Below are 17,135 nucleotides of genomic sequence, written 5' to 3' on the forward strand. Positions count from 1 at the left end.
TTTTCTATTCATCCTGCTTGAGATGATTGTTTTCTGCTGTTTTTTCGTTGTTTTCTGCTTCCAGCTTTAGTCGATTTTCTTCCCGTAGACGCCATTCGTTACGCATTTCTTCCTTGATCTGTTCCTGTTCTGCTTCATGGGCTTTACGTTTTTCAAAAATCAATGCCAGTTCTTCGGGCATCGTTGCTTCCTCATTTTCAGCCAGCGTTGTCCCGGAACTACTGATAAAATACTGGCGCTCGCCCGGACCTTGAAATTCGACAAAATAAATACTCTGGTTTTTATCCAAGATCAAGGTTCCATCATGGACCATCACCTGGAGGGATGGCCCAAAAATCGTCGCTTTAACACAGGCGGTTGTCCAACCGGTAAACTTCATGCCGTCATACTTGGGCATCAGATGGTTTAGTTTATCAAAAAACTCCCGCTGCAGCCGCCAGTCATCGTTGATTGAAATAATCACCGAAGCGGTTCTTTCAGGAATTTGAATGTGTACAAAGCCATTTTTTAAACGGGACCCATTGACATACTCCCGCACACTTGCGGTAATATCAATCAGTTGCTCGCTGCTTGTTATTTCAATCTTGTTCGCTTTCATTTATGCTCCCTATTTTAGTATTCATTAAAGTGTTGTTATTTGGGCTGTCTCCATTATAAACCATCCGATTTGAAAAAACAAAAACATATCCATCGATGATGGATAAATATTTGCAATATAAATCATTTTATTAGCGATTTATCTATGAGACCGTAAACCGATATGTTAAAATGATCCAAAGTTGTTAATTTGAAAGGAATCATTTATGTATTATAACTTAAGCTTACTTTTTGTTTATTTTTTTATTTATGCCATCATCGGTTGGATGTGCGAAGTGGTGTACTGCTCCATCCCGGCAAAAAAATTTATTAACCGCGGCTTTTTAAACGGCCCCTATTGTCCCATTTATGGAGTCGGTGCAGTCATCATTATTATGTTCTTAATGCCCTATATCAGTAATCCAATTTTAGTCTTTTTCATCGGCATTATACTCACCAGCTCGCTGGAGTATATCACCAGTTGGGGGATGGAAAAACTCTTTCATGCTAAATGGTGGGACTACTCCGACCATAAATTTAATATCAACGGCCGGGTCTGTTTGTTAAATTCATTTCTTTTTGGTCTCTTATGTGTCATACTGATGTATATGGTTCATCCCATCGCCTCTGATCTGGTTAACAGCTTTTCGACTTTCTGGATCCAGATTATTGCAACGGTGGCAGCAATCTTCTTTCTTAGTGATCTGGTGGAATCCACTCGTGAAACAGTTTCCTTTAACAAAAAACTTAACAGTGTTTATGAAGCAACCACCGAGCTTAAAGATAATTTAAAAGAAAAAGGCATTACCACTGCCCACGAAGTCACTGCCAGGGTCCGCGAGCTTAAGGATGATAAACTTACCGATGCCATGGATTCGGCTCAACATCTGATTGTTTCGCTAACCAATCGGATTAACGAAACGAAGTTTATCAACCGCTACTCACATCAACGCATTATGAATGCCTTTCCTAAAATGGCGCACACCTATCATCAGAACTCACTCGAGCTTTATAAAGCGTATCTGGAAAAAAGCAAACGGCATAAAGCGAAACGGCACTCAAAATAGTTTTTCTTTAAAATCTATGTGTCGTTTGAATCACCCGAATTTCTTACCAAGGAGGTAAGAACCATGTTGTATCACAGTGAACTTAACCTCATCAGTCAGCTTGCCGCCCTGGATCTTCCGGTTTCTGTATCGCTATTACCAGCGTATACCGTAGGAGAAATGGTGATGGACTTGCTAAAAAATGTCAACGATCTTCAGGGCGATTGTGCCATGTCCGCGATAGAGTGGGACAAGTCACTGCGCCTGATCCTGGCTAATCACAACCTCACCTCGCTAAAGATTCTGGCCTACACAAACCAGCCTGACAATGGCCTGGTGGCCTATTGTTTTTCCGACCATACCCCGGACGCCGGAATTATCGCTTTTCGAGGTACCACCGGCATCGGCTGGATCGATAATATCAAAGGGGGGTTCTTAACCGATACACCCCAGCAATTAAAAGCCCTGGCGTTTTTTCATGCGGTTGATGCAACGCTTCGTTTTAAGCACTATACCTTAACCGGACATTCCAAGGGCGGCAATAATAGTCAGTACATTACCATTGTTGATGGTGTAAAAATTCGTTACTGTGTCACCTTTAACAGCCAGGGATTTTCGGCCGAATTTATCAGGAAATATGCCAAAGAAATCGCAACCCATCAGAAAAAAATAATTGCCTACGAATCGGCATGGGACGTGGTTAACATCCTTTTAAACAGCATTGCCGGAAAACGGATAGTGGTCGGTGGTGAATCCAAACTGCCACACAACAATCATCCGCCCAACCGCTTACTAAACCAAAATGGCGAGATCCGAAAACCGGATATGCGCCATCCCTTTTATTCCGGCTTTCAGAATTTTACAGTTAGTTTAACGCTAATGGCGTCCAAAGCTAAACAGCAGCTTAAAAAAAACAAACACAAATAAACTAAAAGCGCCCTTTAACGATTAAACCAATTGGTCAATCCGCTAAAGGGCGCTTTTTTAGATCGCGATAGATGTTCAGGCCGGTTCTTCCTGCCTTGCTTTCATTTTATCAATCCGTTCATTGGTTACTTTTCTAAACACCGCATAAAATACGGCAAAGGATGGAATTCCCAAAATAATCCCCAGAAAACCAAACAGACTACCGCCAATCAGCATCCCGACCAACACCCATAACCCCGATAAACCGATCGACCCACCGACTACACGCGGATAAATGACATTGCTTTCAACCTGCTGCAGGACAATAATATAAACCACAAAAATCAGGCAGTAAATCGGGTTCACCACCAATAAGATAAAGCCACTGGGTACGGCCCCCAAAAAGGCCCCAAAGACTGGAATTACGCTAGTCATGCCAACCATAACCCCAATCAGTAAGGCATAGGGAATCTGCAGTATTGCTAAACCAACGGTACACAGGGTCCCCAGAATAAAGGCTTCCGTAATCTGTCCGGCAATAAAGCCGTGAAAGACTTGATTGGCCGTGGTGCTGACATCTGAAATAAAATCGGCCTGATCTTTTTTGACATAAGCATAGATCAACTTATCTTTAAGGGCCAGTAAATTCTCTTTATCAGCCAACAGATAAATAGAAATAACAACCCCCATAATGGCATTAAAGAAACCCACGGTAATGCTTTTGGTCGCATTAAATATTTCCGGAACAGAACTCAGTAAAAGACTGCCAAACTGTTCCAGTAACGCATCCCATTCAGTCGTAATGTCGTTCCATAATGTTTCGGGCAAATTTAAGAACGCCAGAATATCATCCATCAGAGCATTAAAAGAGGTAATATAATCCGGTAATTTAACAATCAGTGTGTCGACACTTTCGCTGACCTGGGGAATTACAAAGGTAATCAGTCCGGCCAGAATACCAATCACAAAAATGAATGTCAGGGTAATTGCAATCACCCGTTTGCCCTTATTTAGATCCCGGTTTTTTTTAAGTTTAAACCGTCTTTCTTTTTTGGGGGTCTGCTTCATAAAGCCTAAAAGATGTGTCTCAATAAATGACATTGGAATATTTAAGATAAAGGCAATGCCCAGACCGATTAGCACCGGGGTAATAATATTCACAAACAGGCCAAAATAGCCCAGCAGGTATTTTATATTCAGAAGGGCTACCAGTAAACAGATTCCAAAGGTAATCAGAAAAAAATAATTCCTGAAGGTTTTGTCGCTCATTTCCTTGCTTTTCCAATTATTATTGTTTTCCATAGATTCACCGCCTTTTTTTATTGATAATGATAACATGCCGGACCATTAGCCCGCTTAATTTTTATGTTCCCAAGTAAAAAGCATCGCCTGGTTAAGCAATGCTTTTTATCTATCTATGATAATGTATGAAGAACGACCTAATAGGACTTAATCAGGGTAATCCCACCGATAAGCGGAAGCGGTTTGGCTTCAAGCTGCACCACATTGAGAATCCCATAAATAGCCAAACCCAAAAACGCCAACGGTGCCGCACTAAAAAGAATGGTGGACAGAATCCAGCCAATAATCGGTACCAGTCCAATAATACCGCCAACAAAAGTCAAAATTAACCAGGCCAGAAATAGTACCAGACCCTGATTGGTATGATATCGGGCAAATTGGTTGTCACCTGCTGCCAATAACGGAATCAGAAAAATAATATAAGCAAAGACTGCCATGATTTTGCCTTCTTCGGCTTCCTGCTTGTCAATATCAATCATTTCGTTTAACCTCCGTTTTAAAATCAGACCGATATTTGAAAAACCGCTGTCTCTGTTGACATCAGTTTAACTAATATTTGTACTGATTACATGATATCACACTAAAAGTTTAGCGGTCAATTGTTATTTTAAGCGCCAGTCCTCTATCTCATTCTTTTGTGTAACAAAAAAAGGAACGCGATTAAAGCGTTCCAGAATTTTTTAGCGGGCGCTGCGTTTTCGTTCCAGTTCGCCCAGTACTTTCTTGCGAATCCGAATATCAGTGGGCGTCAGCTCCACCAATTCATCATCATTGATAAATTCCAATGCTTGCTCCAAAGTCATTAGTCTTGGCTCAACCAGTTTCAGGGCCTCATCGGTTCCCGAAGACCGGACATTAGTCATTTTTTTATTTTTAGTTGGATTGACGGTCATATCATCGCTACGGTTATTAATCCCGATGATCATCCCTTCGTAAACCTTGGTTCCCGCGCCAACTAACATTTCACCCCGGTCACTCAAGTTAAAGAGCGAGTAAGCCATGGTTTCGCCGCTGAACTGAGAAATAAGCACGCCGTTTTGTCGTTGTGGAATTTCGCCTTTATGGGCTTCAAACTGCGCAAAACGACGCACCATGGTGCCCTCACCATGGGTGTCATTGATAAACTCACTCTGATATCCCAGCAAACCACGGGTCGGCACAAAGAATTCCATTCTCGTCCAGGATTCTTCATTATACATGCTTTCCATCCGACCTTTTCGAATATTGAGCTTAGAAATTACCGCACCCGAGTATTTTTCCGGTACCGATATGATTACCAGTTCCACCGGCTCTACTAGTTTGTCATTTTCGTCCCGGTGCATGATGACTTCGGGCTTAGAAACAGCCACTTCATAACCTTCCCGGCGCATGTTTTCAAGTAAAATTGATAAATGAAGTTCACCCCGTCCGGAAACCTTGAAGCCATCGGTGGTATCTTCGAGTTCTTCCACTAATAGCCCAACATTAACTTCCAGTTCCTTTTCCAACCGGGCCCGAATGTGCCGGGTGGTCACAAATTTTCCAGAGTCTCCAGCAAAAGGAGACTTGTTAACCAGAAAGTTCATCGACAAGGTGGGCTGTTCAATCTCAATCAGCTCCATTGGTTGAACCTGATTGATTTCACCAATGGTTTCCCCGATTGATATCTCCGGGATTCCTGAGATCACAACAATATCCCCGGCCTTGGCTTCTTTGACTTCAACTCGAGCTAAACCACGGTAGACAAAAACCTGATTGATTTTTTCCTTTTTGAAGCTTCCGTCGGTTTTACATACTTCGATCTGTTCGCCCGCGTGAATGGTTCCAGAATAGATCTTACCAATCCCCAGACGGCCAATGTAATCGTCATAAGCCAATGAGGAAACCTGCATCTGCAATGGTTCAAGGCTCAGATCATCCTGAAGACCGACATGTTCGACAATGGTTTCAAAGAGTGGTGCCAGATTAACCCCTTCATCATCCATATCACGAATGGCAATGCCATCTTTGGCAATCCCGTAAAGAACCGGGAAATCCAACTGTTTGTCATTGGCTTTGAGTTCTACAAATAAGTCAAATACCATATCAACCACTTCTTCAGCACGTTGATCTTTTTTATCAATTTTATTAATGAAAAGGATCGGGTTTAGCCCTTTTTCAAGCGACTTATTCAGGACAAAACGGGTTTGTGGCATCGGTCCCTCACTGGAGTCAACCAGTAGCACCACCGTGTCAACCGTTCTTAAGATTCGTTCAACCTCTGAAGAAAAATCGGCATGGCCGGGGGTATCGACAATATTGATTTTAATGTCCTTGTACATAATGGAACAATTTTTTGAATAAATCGTAATTCCGCGTTCACGTTCAAGGTCATTGCTGTCCATTACGCAGTCCACGACCTCCTGATTCTCTCTAAAAACATTGCTTTGTCCTAAAAGGGCGTCTACCAGGGTAGATTTTCCGGCATCGACATGGGCGATGACTGCAATGTTAATAATGGGTTGTTTGTTATTCATAAATTCCTGCTTTCTTAATCTATTATGGCGTAACACTGAAAAGTCCTGCAACATTGAATGTCGCAGGACCTTGTAAAAAGTCTGATATTAACGTTTTGAAAACTGCGGTGCACGACGGGCTTTTTTGAGACCGTATTTTTTTCTTTCAACCATTCGCGAATCTCGCGTTAAGTATCCGGCACGTTTGAGTGCTGGTCTTAAGTTGATGTCAGCCTCGAGCAGGGCACGGGAAATCCCATGTCGGATCGCTCCAGCTTGCCCGGTGAAACCACCACCATGGACATTGACAATCACGTCAAAGGTGCCCAGCGTGTCCGTTAATGTTAACGGTTGTCTTGCGATAACCTTTAAGGTTTCCATTCCGAAAAATTCATCAATATCACGTCCGTTAATTGTGAATTTTCCACTCCCTGGTAATAATCGAACTCGGGCAACCGAGGTTTTTCTTCTTCCAGTTCCTAAATATTGTACTTTAGCCATTCTCTTATTTCCTCCTTCTCAGCATTAAAATTCGTAAACTTCAGGCAGTTGGGCAGCATGTGGATGTTCGGTGCCAGCATAAACTTTAAGTTTAGTCGCAACTTTATCCCCTAACTTGTTATGTGGGATCATACCCTTTACTGCTTTGAAAACCAGAAGTTCTGGTTTTTCAGCTAAGAATTTTCGGTAAGTCATTTCTTTTAACCCGCCGCAATATCCAGAATATGTTTTGTATAATTTCTGATCCAATTTGTTTCCGGTTAACACAACCTTATCGGCATTAATGATAATAACAAAATCTCCGCAATCCATATGGGGTGAAAAGATAGGTTTGTTTTTTCCTCGTAAAATATTTGCAACTTCTGTCGCCAGTCGTCCTAATACCTTACCTTCCGCATCAATCACATACCATTTACGGTCTATTTCATGAGATTTGGCCATTTTTGTGGCATTCGCATTCATCTCAAAAGTCCTCCTCAGTTAATAATTTCTTTTTTTTATCTATTGGCTCTCTGATAAGTGGGAGTTATCAGAAATCGTTTTTTTATCGTATCGGGGCTAGTGATACATTAACGTCCATTGTTAATTTTATAGCATCTTCCCGGGTGTGTCAAGTTATTTATGCATGTGTTTTGTATTTATTCCTAATAATCATTTAATAATAAACTTCCTTTAAGTAAAGACCATGAGCCGGTGCTGTCACACCAGCCTTATTGCGATCCTTACCCGCGATGATCGCTTTGATATCCTGTGGTTTTAAGCGGCCATAACCCACTTCATAGAGGGTGCCCATCATAATCCTTACCATATTGTACAAAAATCCGTTTCCAGTAAAGGTTATTTCCGATAACTCGCCACGCTTTATAAATGATATGTCAGTAATGGTACGAACGGTGCTTTTGATGGCGCTGCCACTGGCCATAAAGGCACTGAAGTCATGCTCGCCTAAAAAACCGGCGGCCGCTTCTTCCATGGCCCCCCAATCCAGCGTTCGGGTGATATGAAATGCCAAATCCGCCAAGAAAGGACTGGCCACCGGGCTTTCTAAAATTTTATAAAGATAACTTTTACCGATGGTATTGTAGCGGCTATGAAAGTCCGGGGGGCACTCCCGGCTACGAATCACCCGAATGTCTACTGGAAGTCGGGTGTTCAGGGCCCGATACCATACCTCCGGTGGGATGGTCGAAGCGGTAAAAAAATTAGCACTCTGGCCCAAGGCATGCACTCCCGCATCAGTCCGGCCAGATCCGGTCAGATTGACAGTTTCGCCGGTCAGTTCTTTGATGGCTCTGATGATGACTTCTTGAATGGTAACACCATTGGGCTGAACCTGCCACCCACAATAACTGGTGCCCCGATAACTAATAATAATCTGAATATTTCTCATTATCTTCTTGCCCCTTAAACCGGGAACACAAGAGGAATTTGAATCAAGGTAGTCAGGTAAAGACCCACAATCATTGTAACCATCAGTGCCAAACTGACGCTATCCCGGAATTCAAAGGCTAATTGTTTCATCCGGGTTCGGTTTTCACCGCCTCGGTAGCAGCGGGCTTCCATGGCGGTGGCCAATTCGTCAGCCCTGCGAAAAGCGGAAATAAACAGTGGAATCAAAATCGGGATCAGATTTTTAGCCCGGGAAATAATGCTGCCGGTTTCAAAATTTGCCCCCCGGGCTTTTTGAGCCTTCATGATTCGCTCGGTTTCTTCCATCAAGGTCGGAATAAAGCGCAGCGCAATCGACATCATCATTGCCAGTTCATGGGCATATCGCCTGACAAACGGAATAAAACGCATGCACCACTCCATTCCATCAGTTAAATCAATCGGCGAGGTGGTTAAGGTCATAATACTGGTACCGATCACCAGAAAGATCAGCCGCAGTGCCATATAGGTTGCCACTTTCAAACCTTCCAGGGTCACCGTCAGCGATCCCAGCGTAACCACTGGTGTTCCAGGCGTCATAAAGAGGTTTAATACCACTGTGAGCATAATAATCAGCACTAAACCCTTAATCCCTCGAATAATGTACCCCACCGGAATTTTAGAAAGCAGGGTAATGGTTGTCAGGATCAAAAATGTGACGAGATAACCCCATAGATTATTCAAAAAAAACAACATCACAACAAAAGCTGTGGTAAACAGTATCTTCGTTCGCGGGTCCAGTTTGTGTATTACTGACCCGGTCGGATAATACTGACCAATCGTAACATCTTTTAACATTTAATTATCCTCTTATGACTTTGAGAATTTCTTTTTTGGCAGCTTCCACCGTAAAGATGTCTTCTCTGATTTCCGGATACTTTTCTTTCAGCCGCCGCATCAGATAGGTTACCTCCGGTACCGCCAATCCAATGCTTTCCAAGGTTGAGATTTGTGTAAACACGTGACTCGGCGTATCGAAAAAGACCACTTCACCTTCATTGATGACGAGAATCTTATCGACCATTTTTCCGATATCTTCCATACTGTGGGACACCAGAATAACTGTTATTTGCTTCTGAGTATGCAATAATTTGATCTGCGCCAGTATTTCTTCGCGGCCCCGGGGATCAAGGCCCGCGGTCGGTTCATCGAGGATCAGCACCGCCGGCTCCATCGCCAGAACACCGGCAATCGCCACCCGCCGCATCTGTCCGCCCGACAATTCAAAGGGGGATTTATCCTTAATGGTTTCAAAATCAAGACCAACCATTTTAATTGATTGTCTGACCCGCGTATCTATTTCTTCCTGACTGAGTCCCTGGTTTTTGGGTCCAAAGGCCACATCTTTTTGGACGGTTTCTTCAAACAGCTGATGTTCCGGGTATTGAAAAACTAGGCCAATACGATGCCTAAGCTCGATCAATTCGGATTTTTTTGTGTCAAAGATATCTTTCCCATCGACCAGAACCGTGCCGGAGGTGGGGGTTAATAATCCATTCAGATGCTGAATCAGGGTTGATTTACCCGAACCGGTATGACCGATGATGCCAATAAAACTGCCGTCTTCAATGGTGATATTTATCTCTTTGAGCGCTTTGAATTCAAACGGCGAACCTTCTGAATAGGTATGCGAAAGATTTTTTATTTCTACTGACATAAGGCGTTCACCATTTCCTCAATACTTAACACATCATCGGTGATTTCTAGTCCTTCACGCCGCAGCTCATAAGCTAATTCCGTCATTTGAGGCACATCCAGACCAATCTCCTTGAGCCGTTTGACCTGTCTGAAAATTGTTCGGGGTTCACCTTCCATCACAACCTGACCTTTATCCAGAACGATAATGCGATCTGCAGCCACAATTTCTTCCATAAAATGGGTGATGTGAATCACGGTCATGTCTTTATCACGGTTAAGCCGTTTGATGGTTTCCATCACTTCCCGTCGTCCCGATGGATCGAGCATCGCGGTCGGTTCATCGAAAATGATACACTCCGGTTCCATTGCCAGAATCCCGGCAATGGCAATCCGCTGTTTTTGTCCCCCGGATAATTGATGGGGTTTTTGATGTGCATAAGCTTGCATTTCAACCGTCGCCAGGGCCCGATCGACCCGCTCTCTGATTTCTTGGGGCGGAACGCCGAGGTTTTCAGGGCCGAAGGCCACGTCTTCTTCCACGATGGTGGCGACTAACTGATTATCCGGGTTTTGGAAAACCATGCCTGCGGTTTGACGAATTGTCCACAGATGTGTTTGATCCCTGGTGTTAAGACCACTGACAATCACATCCCCCTGGGTAGGAAAAATGATCGCATTTAGCAGCTTGGAAAGAGTGGATTTTCCCGAACCATTGTGTCCAATAATTCCGACAAATTCACCTTTTTCAATGTGCAGACTGACACCATTCAAAGCAAGGACTGCCTCATTTTCATCGTGATGAGGATATGTGAAGTGGACATCACGCACTTCAATCATTTTATTATTACTTTGCATTGTCACTTATTTTTACCTTCTTTGGTGTTAAATCATAAGATTTGCAATATAAGAAAGGGATTAAGCGTAAACAACATCTTAATCCCCTTTTTGCATCTTAAATTATACTAATTCAATTATAGCCATTTCTGCGCCGTCGCCACGTCGTGGTCCCACCCGATAAATTCGTGTGTAGCCACCGTTACGTTCAGTATATTTAGGTGCAATTTCGTCAAACAATTGTTTAACCACTGCTTCTTGAGTGATATAAGAAATTGCCTGTCTTCTGGCATGTAAGTCGCCTCTTTTACCTAAAGTGACCATTTTATCTGCAATTCTTTTAACTTCCTTCGCTCTGGTTACGGTTGTTTCAATTTTACCGTGTTCTAAAAGGGCAGTCGTAAGATTCCGCAATAATGCTCTTCTTTGATCAGAGGGACGGCCTAGTTTTCGATATCCCGCCATAGTGTTACTCCTTTGCCTTTTCTTCTTCTTGACTCAAGGACAAACCAATCTCTGCCAGCTTGTGCTTGATTTCATTAAGAGATTTGCGACCGAGGTTACGAACTTTAATCATGTCCTCTTCGCTTCGTTGTGTTAATTTTTCAACTGTATCGATGTTCGCCCGTCGTAAGCAGTTACTGGATCTTACTGAAAGTTCCAGTTCTTCAATCGACATTTCGCGAATGCGTTCTTTTTCACTTTCCTCTTTTTCTACCATAATTTCTACAGTAGTCGCATGCTCAGTTAAATTAATGAACAAGTTTAAATGTTCACTTAAAACCTTAGCTGCCAAAGAGAGTGCTTCTTCTGGGGTTGTCGTTCCATCTGTCCAAATATCAATCGTTAATTTATCAAAATCGGTAATTTGACCGACTCGGGTATTTTCAACTAGAAAATTTACTTTAATAATTGGCGAAAAGATTGAATCCATTGGAATGGTTCCAATCGGCATGCCCGGATACTTATTTTTATCTGCCGCCACATAACCGCGACCCTTTTCGATGCGCATTTCCATATTTAAGGTTGAACCCTTAGATAAGGTCGCAATGTGCATTTCCGGATTCAGGATGTCGACATCAGAGTCGGCGATGATATCACCAGCAGTGATTTCACCTTCCTCTGAAGCTTCAATGTAAATAACCTTTGGCTCATCGGTATATATTTCTGCGGCCAGACCTTTCAGGTTTAGAAGAATTTCAATAACATCTTCTTTTACCCCGGGAATGGTTGAGAATTCATGCAATACGCCTTCGATTTTTACCGATGTGACTGCCACGCCCGGCAAAGAAGACAGCATTATCCGTCTCAGACTGTTACCAAGGGTGGTTCCATATCCCCGTTCTAAAGGTTCAATGACAAACCGCCCGTAGGTATCGTCGTCTTTTTTATCAACAATTTCGATGACTGGTTTCTCGAATTCGATCATTTATCAGACCCTCCTACTTATTTATAATCCATACATTAACATGAGGGTTAATTGGTTCCCGAACATGTAGCCTATTTAGAATACAATTCAACAATAAGATGTTCAGCAATTTCGACATCTAAGTCTTCTACTGCCGGTCTGCCAATGACTTTTCCTGATAGTGTTTCAACATCTTTAGATAACCAAGCTGCTACAGTTCTATTTTCTGTCACTTCTAAAATGTCTTTAAACTTCTGAGATTTCTTACTTTTAGGCCGAACTTCAATCACATCGCCATCTTTCATGATATAAGAAGGAATGTTTAGTTTCTTGCCGTTAATCAGGAAATGTTCATGATCGACCAGTTGGCGGGCTTCTTTACGGGAAGTTGCCAGACCTAATCGATAAACAACATTATCCAAACGTGATTCTAAGTGAATAAGCAGGTTATGACCGGTAATCCCTTTTTGCTTTTCAGCAATTTCGAAGTATCCCCGGAACTGTTTTTCAAGCACACCATAAATACGTTTTGCTTTTTGCTTTTCACGTAATTGCAGGCCGTATTCCGATACTTTTGTTCGTCTTTTTCCGTGTTGGCCTGGAGGTGTTGGACGTCGTTCAAACGCACATTTATTTGTTGAATAACAACGTTCACCTTTTAAGTACAATTTTGCACCTTCACGTCGACATTGTCGGCATGATGCTTCTATATTTCTTGACATAATTTTCGCCCTCCTGTTATACTCGTCGTCGCTTAGGTGGTCGACAACCGTTATGTGGAATAGGCGTAACATCGCGGATCAGGGTAATTTCCAATCCAGCCGCCTGTAAGGCTCGAATTGCTGCCTCACGTCCGGAACCAGGGCCTTTGACTAAAACTTCTACGCTTTTAAGTCCATGCTCCATGGCTGCTTTTGCCGCTTCTTCTGCTGCCATTTGAGAAGCAAAAGGGGTGCTTTTTCGTGACCCTTTAAAGCCTAGTCCACCAGAACTTGCCCATGAAAGGGCATTTCCTGACATATCTGTAATGGTAACAATGGTATTATTGAAAGAAGATTGAATATGGGCCTGGCCACGTTCGATATTCTTTTTGACTTTTCTTACTTTTCTTCGTGCTTTTTTAACTGCCATTCTTTAGCCCTCCTTATTTCTTCTTACTGACGAGACGTTTAGGACCTTTTCGAGTTCTAGCATTCGTTTTAGTCTTTTGCCCGCGCACAGGAAGTCCGCGACGATGACGTAGTCCTCTATAAGATCCAATTTCTATTAGTCGTTTAATGTTTAAGTTGACTTCTCGACGAAGGTCACCTTCAACAGTGTATTTATCAATTGTAATTCTTAGATCATTCACTTCTGTTTCAGTCAGATCTTTCACTCTGGTATCAGGATTGATATTTAAAGCTTTTAAGATCTCTAAGGCTGTTGAATGTCCAATACCATAAATGTAAGTTAATCCAATTTCGACCCGCTTATCTCGGGGCAAATCGACTCCGGCAATTCTTGCCATAGGGTGTGTACCTCCTAAATTGTTTTCTAAATGCTGGTGAATCAATTAAGTTAGTGACGTAACGAAATTAAAACCCAGGGTGTTTTTATATCATGAACATGACTAAAATTGCCGCGGTCATGTTCTATTTTTCTGGACTCGACGGTTTTAACCTTGTTTCTGCTTGTGTTTTGGATTCTCGCAAATAACCATAACACGACCATTTCTCTTAATAATTTTGCATTTTTCACAAATCGGTTTTACTGATGGTCTAACTTTCATTTGTATGCCTCCTTTATGATTTCCCTTTCCCACGCCATACGATACGCCCGCGGGTCAAATCATATGGGGATAATTCAACAACTACCTTATCTCCCGGTAAAATTCTTATGTAATTCATGCGAAGTTTTCCCGAAATATGTGCAGTTATCTGATGTCCATTTTCCAATTCAACTAAGAAAATAGTGTTTGGTAATGACTCAATAACTGAGCCTTCTACCTCGATAACATCTTTTTTGGCCATTGATCAAACCTCCTCACGATTCTCATCCCCAATACCATCAGGCATGTGATAGGACTCGAGTATTTTTCTTAACTCAGCGTTAGTTATCATTTTTCCATTTAATATTTTATCACGAATATCTGTGGCTATGTGATTCGTCTTCGCCAAGTGTTTGACCTTTTTTTTCTTTGGATTACTCACTTTACGAAGCGCTCCATTCGATACAGTGGTGAAATGGTCGTTCACCACTTCAATAACCACCATAAACTGACCCTTATCACGGCCAGCTATAGAACGAACCACTTGTCCAACTTTAAATTCATTCATCCAGCCACCAACTAAATGACTGTCAGCAGTTCTGGATCGCCGGTTCCGGTAATGAGAATGGTGTGCTCGTAATGTGACGAGAGCTTACCATCTGTGGTTACCACCGTCCATCCGTCTTTTAATGTAACAACGTCATAGGTACCGACATTGACCATTGGTTCAATGGCCAGGGTCATCCCTTGCCGCAGCCGGGGACCGTGTCCTTTTGGGCCATAATTGGGAATCGGTGGATCCTCATGCATTTGCTTTCCCACACCATGACCGACATAGTCCCGGACAACAGAAAATCCATTGTCTTCGACGTAAGTCTGAACGGCATTTGAGATGTCTGACAATCGGAAACCATCCCTGGCATATGCAATGCCGCGATAGAATGACTCCCGGGTGACTGCAATCAATCGTGCTGCTTCATCGGAAATGTTGCCAACTCCGTGAGTAACGGCAGCATCACCAACGTAACCCTTGTATGTCGCGCCAATATCAATACTGATAATGTCGCCTTCCTGCAATCGCCGCTTCTCAGGAATCCCATGCACTACCACTTCATTAATTGAAGCACAGATAGAGTTTGGGAATCCGCCATAGCCTTTAAATGTAGGAATTGCATCCGCAGCGCGAATGTACTGTTCAACTGCATGATCCAGTTCTTGTGTTGTTACCCCAGGTTTGATCATACTTCCAACTAAGGCATGGGCGCCTGCCACAATCTTTCCGGCATGACGCATCAGATCAATTTCCTTTCGGGATTTTATGGTTATCATCTTTTCTTAACTCCACTTAGGATTTCTTCGATGTTTTCAAAAACATCGTCCATATGTTGCAATCCATTAATATTGATGATCTTTTGTTTGTCTTGATAGAATTCAATTAATGGTTCGGTCTGATCCTGATAAACTTGAATTCGCTTTTTTACGGTCTCAACTTTATCGTCATCCCGCTGATAGAGTGGTGTGCCATCTAAATCACAGACACCCTCAACCTTTGGCTTGCTGTACTTGATATGATAGGTTGCATGACAGGTCGGACAGATTCGTCGCCCTGAAACACGTTCAATCAAAATGTCAAATGGTACCTCAAGATTGATAGCAAAATCCAACTCACAATCACGCTTGGCATTGATTCGGCATAAAGCCTGAGCTTGATCAACCGTCCGGGGAAATCCGTCCAGTAAATAGCCATAACCAGCAGCCAGTACATCATCATGGGTCAAACGGTCTTCAACCATATCAATGACTAAATCATCGGGCACCAATAGGCCTTGAGCCATATACTCTTTTGCCTTTTGACCAAGCGGTGTATCTTTACTCATGTTTTCTCGAAAGAGATCACCTGTTGAAATATGTGGGATTTTATAGGTTTCGCAAATCCGCTTCGCCTGTGTCCCTTTGCCGGCTCCCGGAGGTCCTAATAATACAATTCTCATTTTTCACTTAACTCCAGTTCATTTTAAGATTTTAAAAATCCCTGATGGTGTCTCATCATCATTTCTGCTTCAATCTGTTTAACCGTTTCAAGGGCTACCCCAACGACAATCAGCAAACTTGTTCCGCCGAATTGAAGATTGACACCCATAAAATTACCTACAAAAATAGGAATAACAGCAATGATCGCTAAAAAGACGCCACCAAATAATGTTAATCGGTTCATAATTCTCGACAAGTACTCTACAGTTGGTTTCCCCGGTCTGATCCCGGGAATATAACCGCCTTGTTTTTTGATATTTTCTGCGATATCAAACGGATTAAATGTTACAGCTGTATAGAAATAGGTAAACGCAATAATTAATGTGATATAAATAATATTAGTAAGCCAGGATCCCCAAGCTAAATAAGTTGAAATAAAATTTGCAAAGGCCGATGTTGGGAAAAAGCTGGCAATTGTTGCCGGAAATAAGGTTAACGAACTGGCAAAGATGACCGGAATAACGCCTGCCATATTCACGCGCATGGGAATGTGAGTAGTTTGTCCACCATACATTTTTCTGCCAACAACCCGTTTTGCATACTGAACCGGGATTTTTCGTTGTCCTTCCTGAACAGCCACCACACCAAAGACAACCACCACAATAAAGACAAGAAACACGATCAAAGTGATCGGATTTAACGTGCCAATTGTAACATATTGATACATTTGGCCAATCGCAGATGGGATTCGGGAAACAATACTGATGAAAATAATCAAAGAAATACCGTTACCGATACCACTTTCAGTAATTTGTTCACCCAGATACATCAAAAACGCTGTCCCTGCAGTAATACATAAAACAACCGTAAATACGGTAAATGGCGTTCTATCAATTAACAAATCGCCGAAGGATAAGCTCATGCCCAAAGCCTGGATCAGTGCCAGCACAATGGTCAGGTAACGGGTGTACTGAGCTAGCTTCTTGCGTCCTTCTTCCCCTTCTTTTTGTAGCGCTTCCAAAGCTGGAATTGCAAATGCCAAAAGGTTCATGATAATTGATGCATTAATATACGGGGTGATACTCATGGCAAAAATAGTGAAATTACCAAAGTTACCACCGGATATAATATCAAACAGACCAAAAATCCCACTATCATTGACGAGTTGACTTAACTGCGCGGTATCAATGAATGGAACCGGTATGAAGGATCCCAAACGATATACAAACAGCAGTAATAAGGTAATGATTATCTTTCGTCGTAGATCTGGAATTTTCCAAGCATCCTTCAAGGTAGAGACCATA

The 17,135-nt window shown here is 42.4% G+C and carries 23 protein-coding genes; 2 read left to right on the plus strand and 21 right to left on the minus strand.

What is annotated here, in order from left to right:
* Window positions 1-4: 4 nt before the first annotated feature.
* Window positions 5-598, minus strand: coding sequence for a secondary thiamine-phosphate synthase enzyme YjbQ (locus U2P91_RS10025; RefSeq protein WP_322519578.1), 594 nt, complete (start codon window positions 596-598; stop codon window positions 5-7).
* Between the two features lie 205 nt (window positions 599-803).
* Between U2P91_RS10025 and U2P91_RS10030 the strand changes: the two genes are divergently transcribed.
* A complete protein-coding gene (locus U2P91_RS10030; RefSeq protein WP_322519579.1) occupies window positions 804-1,643 on the plus strand; it encodes a putative ABC transporter permease in 840 nt (279 codons plus the stop codon).
* 63 nt (window positions 1,644-1,706) lie between these two features.
* Window positions 1,707-2,549: an Mbeg1-like protein gene (locus tag U2P91_RS10035; protein WP_322519580.1), complete on the plus strand. Its 843-nt coding sequence runs from the start codon at window positions 1,707-1,709 to the stop codon at window positions 2,547-2,549.
* A 75-nt stretch (window positions 2,550-2,624) separates the two neighbouring features.
* Here the strand turns inward: U2P91_RS10035 and U2P91_RS10040 are convergent, their stop codons facing one another.
* From U2P91_RS10040 to secY, 20 genes are all read right to left on the minus strand, one after another.
* Entirely contained in the window at window positions 2,625-3,830 is a 1,206-nt protein-coding gene (locus U2P91_RS10040) for an AI-2E family transporter (protein ID WP_111887926.1), read from the minus strand.
* A 137-nt stretch (window positions 3,831-3,967) separates the two neighbouring features.
* The gene (locus U2P91_RS10045; protein WP_322519581.1) at window positions 3,968-4,309 is read right to left on the minus strand and encodes a hypothetical protein; all 342 of its coding nucleotides are present in this window, start codon (window positions 4,307-4,309) and stop codon (window positions 3,968-3,970) included.
* Between the two features lie 201 nt (window positions 4,310-4,510).
* The gene (gene typA, locus U2P91_RS10050; protein ID WP_111887928.1) at window positions 4,511-6,325 is read right to left on the minus strand and encodes a translational GTPase TypA; all 1,815 of its coding nucleotides are present in this window, start codon (window positions 6,323-6,325) and stop codon (window positions 4,511-4,513) included.
* An 87-nt stretch (window positions 6,326-6,412) separates the two neighbouring features.
* Complete coding sequence (gene rpsI, locus U2P91_RS10055) at window positions 6,413-6,805, minus strand: 30S ribosomal protein S9 (RefSeq protein WP_111887929.1); 393 nt, start codon at window positions 6,803-6,805, stop codon at window positions 6,413-6,415.
* Window positions 6,806-6,829: 24 nt separating this feature from the next.
* A complete protein-coding gene (rplM, locus tag U2P91_RS10060; RefSeq protein ID WP_111887930.1) occupies window positions 6,830-7,267 on the minus strand; it encodes a 50S ribosomal protein L13 in 438 nt (145 codons plus the stop codon).
* A 193-nt stretch (window positions 7,268-7,460) separates the two neighbouring features.
* Window positions 7,461-8,195: a tRNA pseudouridine(38-40) synthase TruA gene (gene truA, locus U2P91_RS10065; RefSeq protein WP_322519582.1), complete on the minus strand. Its 735-nt coding sequence runs from the start codon at window positions 8,193-8,195 to the stop codon at window positions 7,461-7,463.
* 14 nt (window positions 8,196-8,209) lie between these two features.
* The gene (locus tag U2P91_RS10070) at window positions 8,210-9,031 is read right to left on the minus strand and encodes an energy-coupling factor transporter transmembrane component T (RefSeq protein WP_322519583.1); all 822 of its coding nucleotides are present in this window, start codon (window positions 9,029-9,031) and stop codon (window positions 8,210-8,212) included.
* A gap of 4 nt (window positions 9,032-9,035) precedes the next feature.
* A complete protein-coding gene (locus U2P91_RS10075; protein ID WP_322519584.1) occupies window positions 9,036-9,890 on the minus strand; it encodes an energy-coupling factor transporter ATPase in 855 nt (284 codons plus the stop codon).
* Window positions 9,881-10,726 (minus strand): energy-coupling factor transporter ATPase, encoded by an 846-nt coding sequence (locus tag U2P91_RS10080; RefSeq protein WP_322519587.1) that lies wholly within the window; start codon window positions 10,724-10,726, stop codon window positions 9,881-9,883. Before U2P91_RS10080 ends, U2P91_RS10075 begins: the two co-directional genes overlap by 10 nt.
* Before the next feature lie 102 nt (window positions 10,727-10,828).
* Window positions 10,829-11,170, minus strand: coding sequence for a 50S ribosomal protein L17 (gene rplQ, locus U2P91_RS10085; RefSeq protein ID WP_026393609.1), 342 nt, complete (start codon window positions 11,168-11,170; stop codon window positions 10,829-10,831).
* Between the two features lie 4 nt (window positions 11,171-11,174).
* Window positions 11,175-12,134 carry a DNA-directed RNA polymerase subunit alpha gene (locus tag U2P91_RS10090; RefSeq protein ID WP_070369954.1) on the minus strand — a complete coding sequence of 320 codons (960 nt, stop codon included), beginning with the start codon at window positions 12,132-12,134 and terminating at the stop codon, window positions 11,175-11,177.
* A 71-nt stretch (window positions 12,135-12,205) separates the two neighbouring features.
* Entirely contained in the window at window positions 12,206-12,835 is a 630-nt protein-coding gene (rpsD, locus tag U2P91_RS10095; RefSeq protein WP_111887935.1) for a 30S ribosomal protein S4, read from the minus strand.
* A 16-nt stretch (window positions 12,836-12,851) separates the two neighbouring features.
* On the minus strand, window positions 12,852-13,244 hold the full coding sequence (rpsK, locus tag U2P91_RS10100) for a 30S ribosomal protein S11 (RefSeq protein ID WP_111887936.1): 393 nt from the start codon (window positions 13,242-13,244) through the stop codon (window positions 12,852-12,854).
* A gap of 13 nt (window positions 13,245-13,257) precedes the next feature.
* A complete protein-coding gene (gene rpsM / locus U2P91_RS10105; RefSeq protein ID WP_111887937.1) occupies window positions 13,258-13,620 on the minus strand; it encodes a 30S ribosomal protein S13 in 363 nt (120 codons plus the stop codon).
* Window positions 13,621-13,767: 147 nt separating this feature from the next.
* Entirely contained in the window at window positions 13,768-13,881 is a 114-nt protein-coding gene (gene rpmJ, locus U2P91_RS10110) for a 50S ribosomal protein L36 (RefSeq protein ID WP_013382261.1), read from the minus strand.
* A gap of 13 nt (window positions 13,882-13,894) precedes the next feature.
* The gene (infA, locus tag U2P91_RS10115; RefSeq protein WP_070369950.1) at window positions 13,895-14,122 is read right to left on the minus strand and encodes a translation initiation factor IF-1; all 228 of its coding nucleotides are present in this window, start codon (window positions 14,120-14,122) and stop codon (window positions 13,895-13,897) included.
* Window positions 14,123-14,125: 3 nt separating this feature from the next.
* On the minus strand, window positions 14,126-14,428 hold the full coding sequence (locus U2P91_RS10120) for a KOW domain-containing RNA-binding protein (RefSeq protein ID WP_111887938.1): 303 nt from the start codon (window positions 14,426-14,428) through the stop codon (window positions 14,126-14,128).
* An 11-nt stretch (window positions 14,429-14,439) separates the two neighbouring features.
* Entirely contained in the window at window positions 14,440-15,189 is a 750-nt protein-coding gene (map, locus tag U2P91_RS10125; RefSeq protein ID WP_111887939.1) for a type I methionyl aminopeptidase, read from the minus strand.
* Window positions 15,186-15,851, minus strand: a complete 666-nt coding sequence (locus U2P91_RS10130) for an adenylate kinase (protein ID WP_111887940.1) — start codon at window positions 15,849-15,851, stop codon at window positions 15,186-15,188. Before U2P91_RS10130 ends, map begins: the two co-directional genes overlap by 4 nt.
* Window positions 15,852-15,874: 23 nt before the next feature.
* Complete coding sequence (gene secY / locus U2P91_RS10135; protein WP_111887941.1) at window positions 15,875-17,134, minus strand: preprotein translocase subunit SecY; 1,260 nt, start codon at window positions 17,132-17,134, stop codon at window positions 15,875-15,877.
* Window position 17,135 lies beyond the last annotated feature (1 nt).

The organism is Acetobacterium sp. K1/6 (genome assembly GCF_034438075.1).
Lineage (GTDB): Bacteria > Bacillota > Clostridia > Eubacteriales > Eubacteriaceae > Acetobacterium > Acetobacterium carbinolicum.

Bases quoted from the DNA above. Each gene is read 5' to 3' on its own strand.
- U2P91_RS10025 (WP_322519578.1), bottom strand. From the start codon at position 598: ATGAAAGCGAACAAGATTGAAATAACAAGCAGCGAGCAACTGATTGAT.
- U2P91_RS10030 (WP_322519579.1), top strand. From the start codon at position 804: ATGTATTATAACTTAAGCTTACTTTTTGTTTATTTTTTTATTTATGCC.
- U2P91_RS10035 (WP_322519580.1), top strand. From the start codon at position 1,707: ATGTTGTATCACAGTGAACTTAACCTCATCAGTCAGCTTGCCGCCCTG.
- U2P91_RS10040 (WP_111887926.1), bottom strand. From the start codon at position 3,830: ATGGAAAACAATAATAATTGGAAAAGCAAGGAAATGAGCGACAAAACC.
- U2P91_RS10045 (WP_322519581.1), bottom strand. From the start codon at position 4,309: ATGATTGATATTGACAAGCAGGAAGCCGAAGAAGGCAAAATCATGGCA.
- typA (WP_111887928.1), bottom strand. From the start codon at position 6,325: ATGAATAACAAACAACCCATTATTAACATTGCAGTCATCGCCCATGTC.
- rpsI (WP_111887929.1), bottom strand. From the start codon at position 6,805: ATGGCTAAAGTACAATATTTAGGAACTGGAAGAAGAAAAACCTCGGTT.
- rplM (WP_111887930.1), bottom strand. From the start codon at position 7,267: ATGAATGCGAATGCCACAAAAATGGCCAAATCTCATGAAATAGACCGT.
- truA (WP_322519582.1), bottom strand. From the start codon at position 8,195: ATGAGAAATATTCAGATTATTATTAGTTATCGGGGCACCAGTTATTGT.
- U2P91_RS10070 (WP_322519583.1), bottom strand. From the start codon at position 9,031: ATGTTAAAAGATGTTACGATTGGTCAGTATTATCCGACCGGGTCAGTA.
- U2P91_RS10075 (WP_322519584.1), bottom strand. From the start codon at position 9,890: ATGTCAGTAGAAATAAAAAATCTTTCGCATACCTATTCAGAAGGTTCG.
- U2P91_RS10080 (WP_322519587.1), bottom strand. From the start codon at position 10,726: ATGCAAAGTAATAATAAAATGATTGAAGTGCGTGATGTCCACTTCACA.
- rplQ (WP_026393609.1), bottom strand. From the start codon at position 11,170: ATGGCGGGATATCGAAAACTAGGCCGTCCCTCTGATCAAAGAAGAGCA.
- U2P91_RS10090 (WP_070369954.1), bottom strand. From the start codon at position 12,134: ATGATCGAATTCGAGAAACCAGTCATCGAAATTGTTGATAAAAAAGAC.
- rpsD (WP_111887935.1), bottom strand. From the start codon at position 12,835: ATGTCAAGAAATATAGAAGCATCATGCCGACAATGTCGACGTGAAGGT.
- rpsK (WP_111887936.1), bottom strand. From the start codon at position 13,244: ATGGCAGTTAAAAAAGCACGAAGAAAAGTAAGAAAAGTCAAAAAGAAT.
- rpsM (WP_111887937.1), bottom strand. From the start codon at position 13,620: ATGGCAAGAATTGCCGGAGTCGATTTGCCCCGAGATAAGCGGGTCGAA.
- rpmJ (WP_013382261.1), bottom strand. From the start codon at position 13,881: ATGAAAGTTAGACCATCAGTAAAACCGATTTGTGAAAAATGCAAAATT.
- infA (WP_070369950.1), bottom strand. From the start codon at position 14,122: ATGGCCAAAAAAGATGTTATCGAGGTAGAAGGCTCAGTTATTGAGTCA.
- U2P91_RS10120 (WP_111887938.1), bottom strand. From the start codon at position 14,428: ATGAATGAATTTAAAGTTGGACAAGTGGTTCGTTCTATAGCTGGCCGT.
- map (WP_111887939.1), bottom strand. From the start codon at position 15,189: ATGATAACCATAAAATCCCGAAAGGAAATTGATCTGATGCGTCATGCC.
- U2P91_RS10130 (WP_111887940.1), bottom strand. From the start codon at position 15,851: ATGAGAATTGTATTATTAGGACCTCCGGGAGCCGGCAAAGGGACACAG.
- secY (WP_111887941.1), bottom strand. From the start codon at position 17,134: ATGGTCTCTACCTTGAAGGATGCTTGGAAAATTCCAGATCTACGACGA.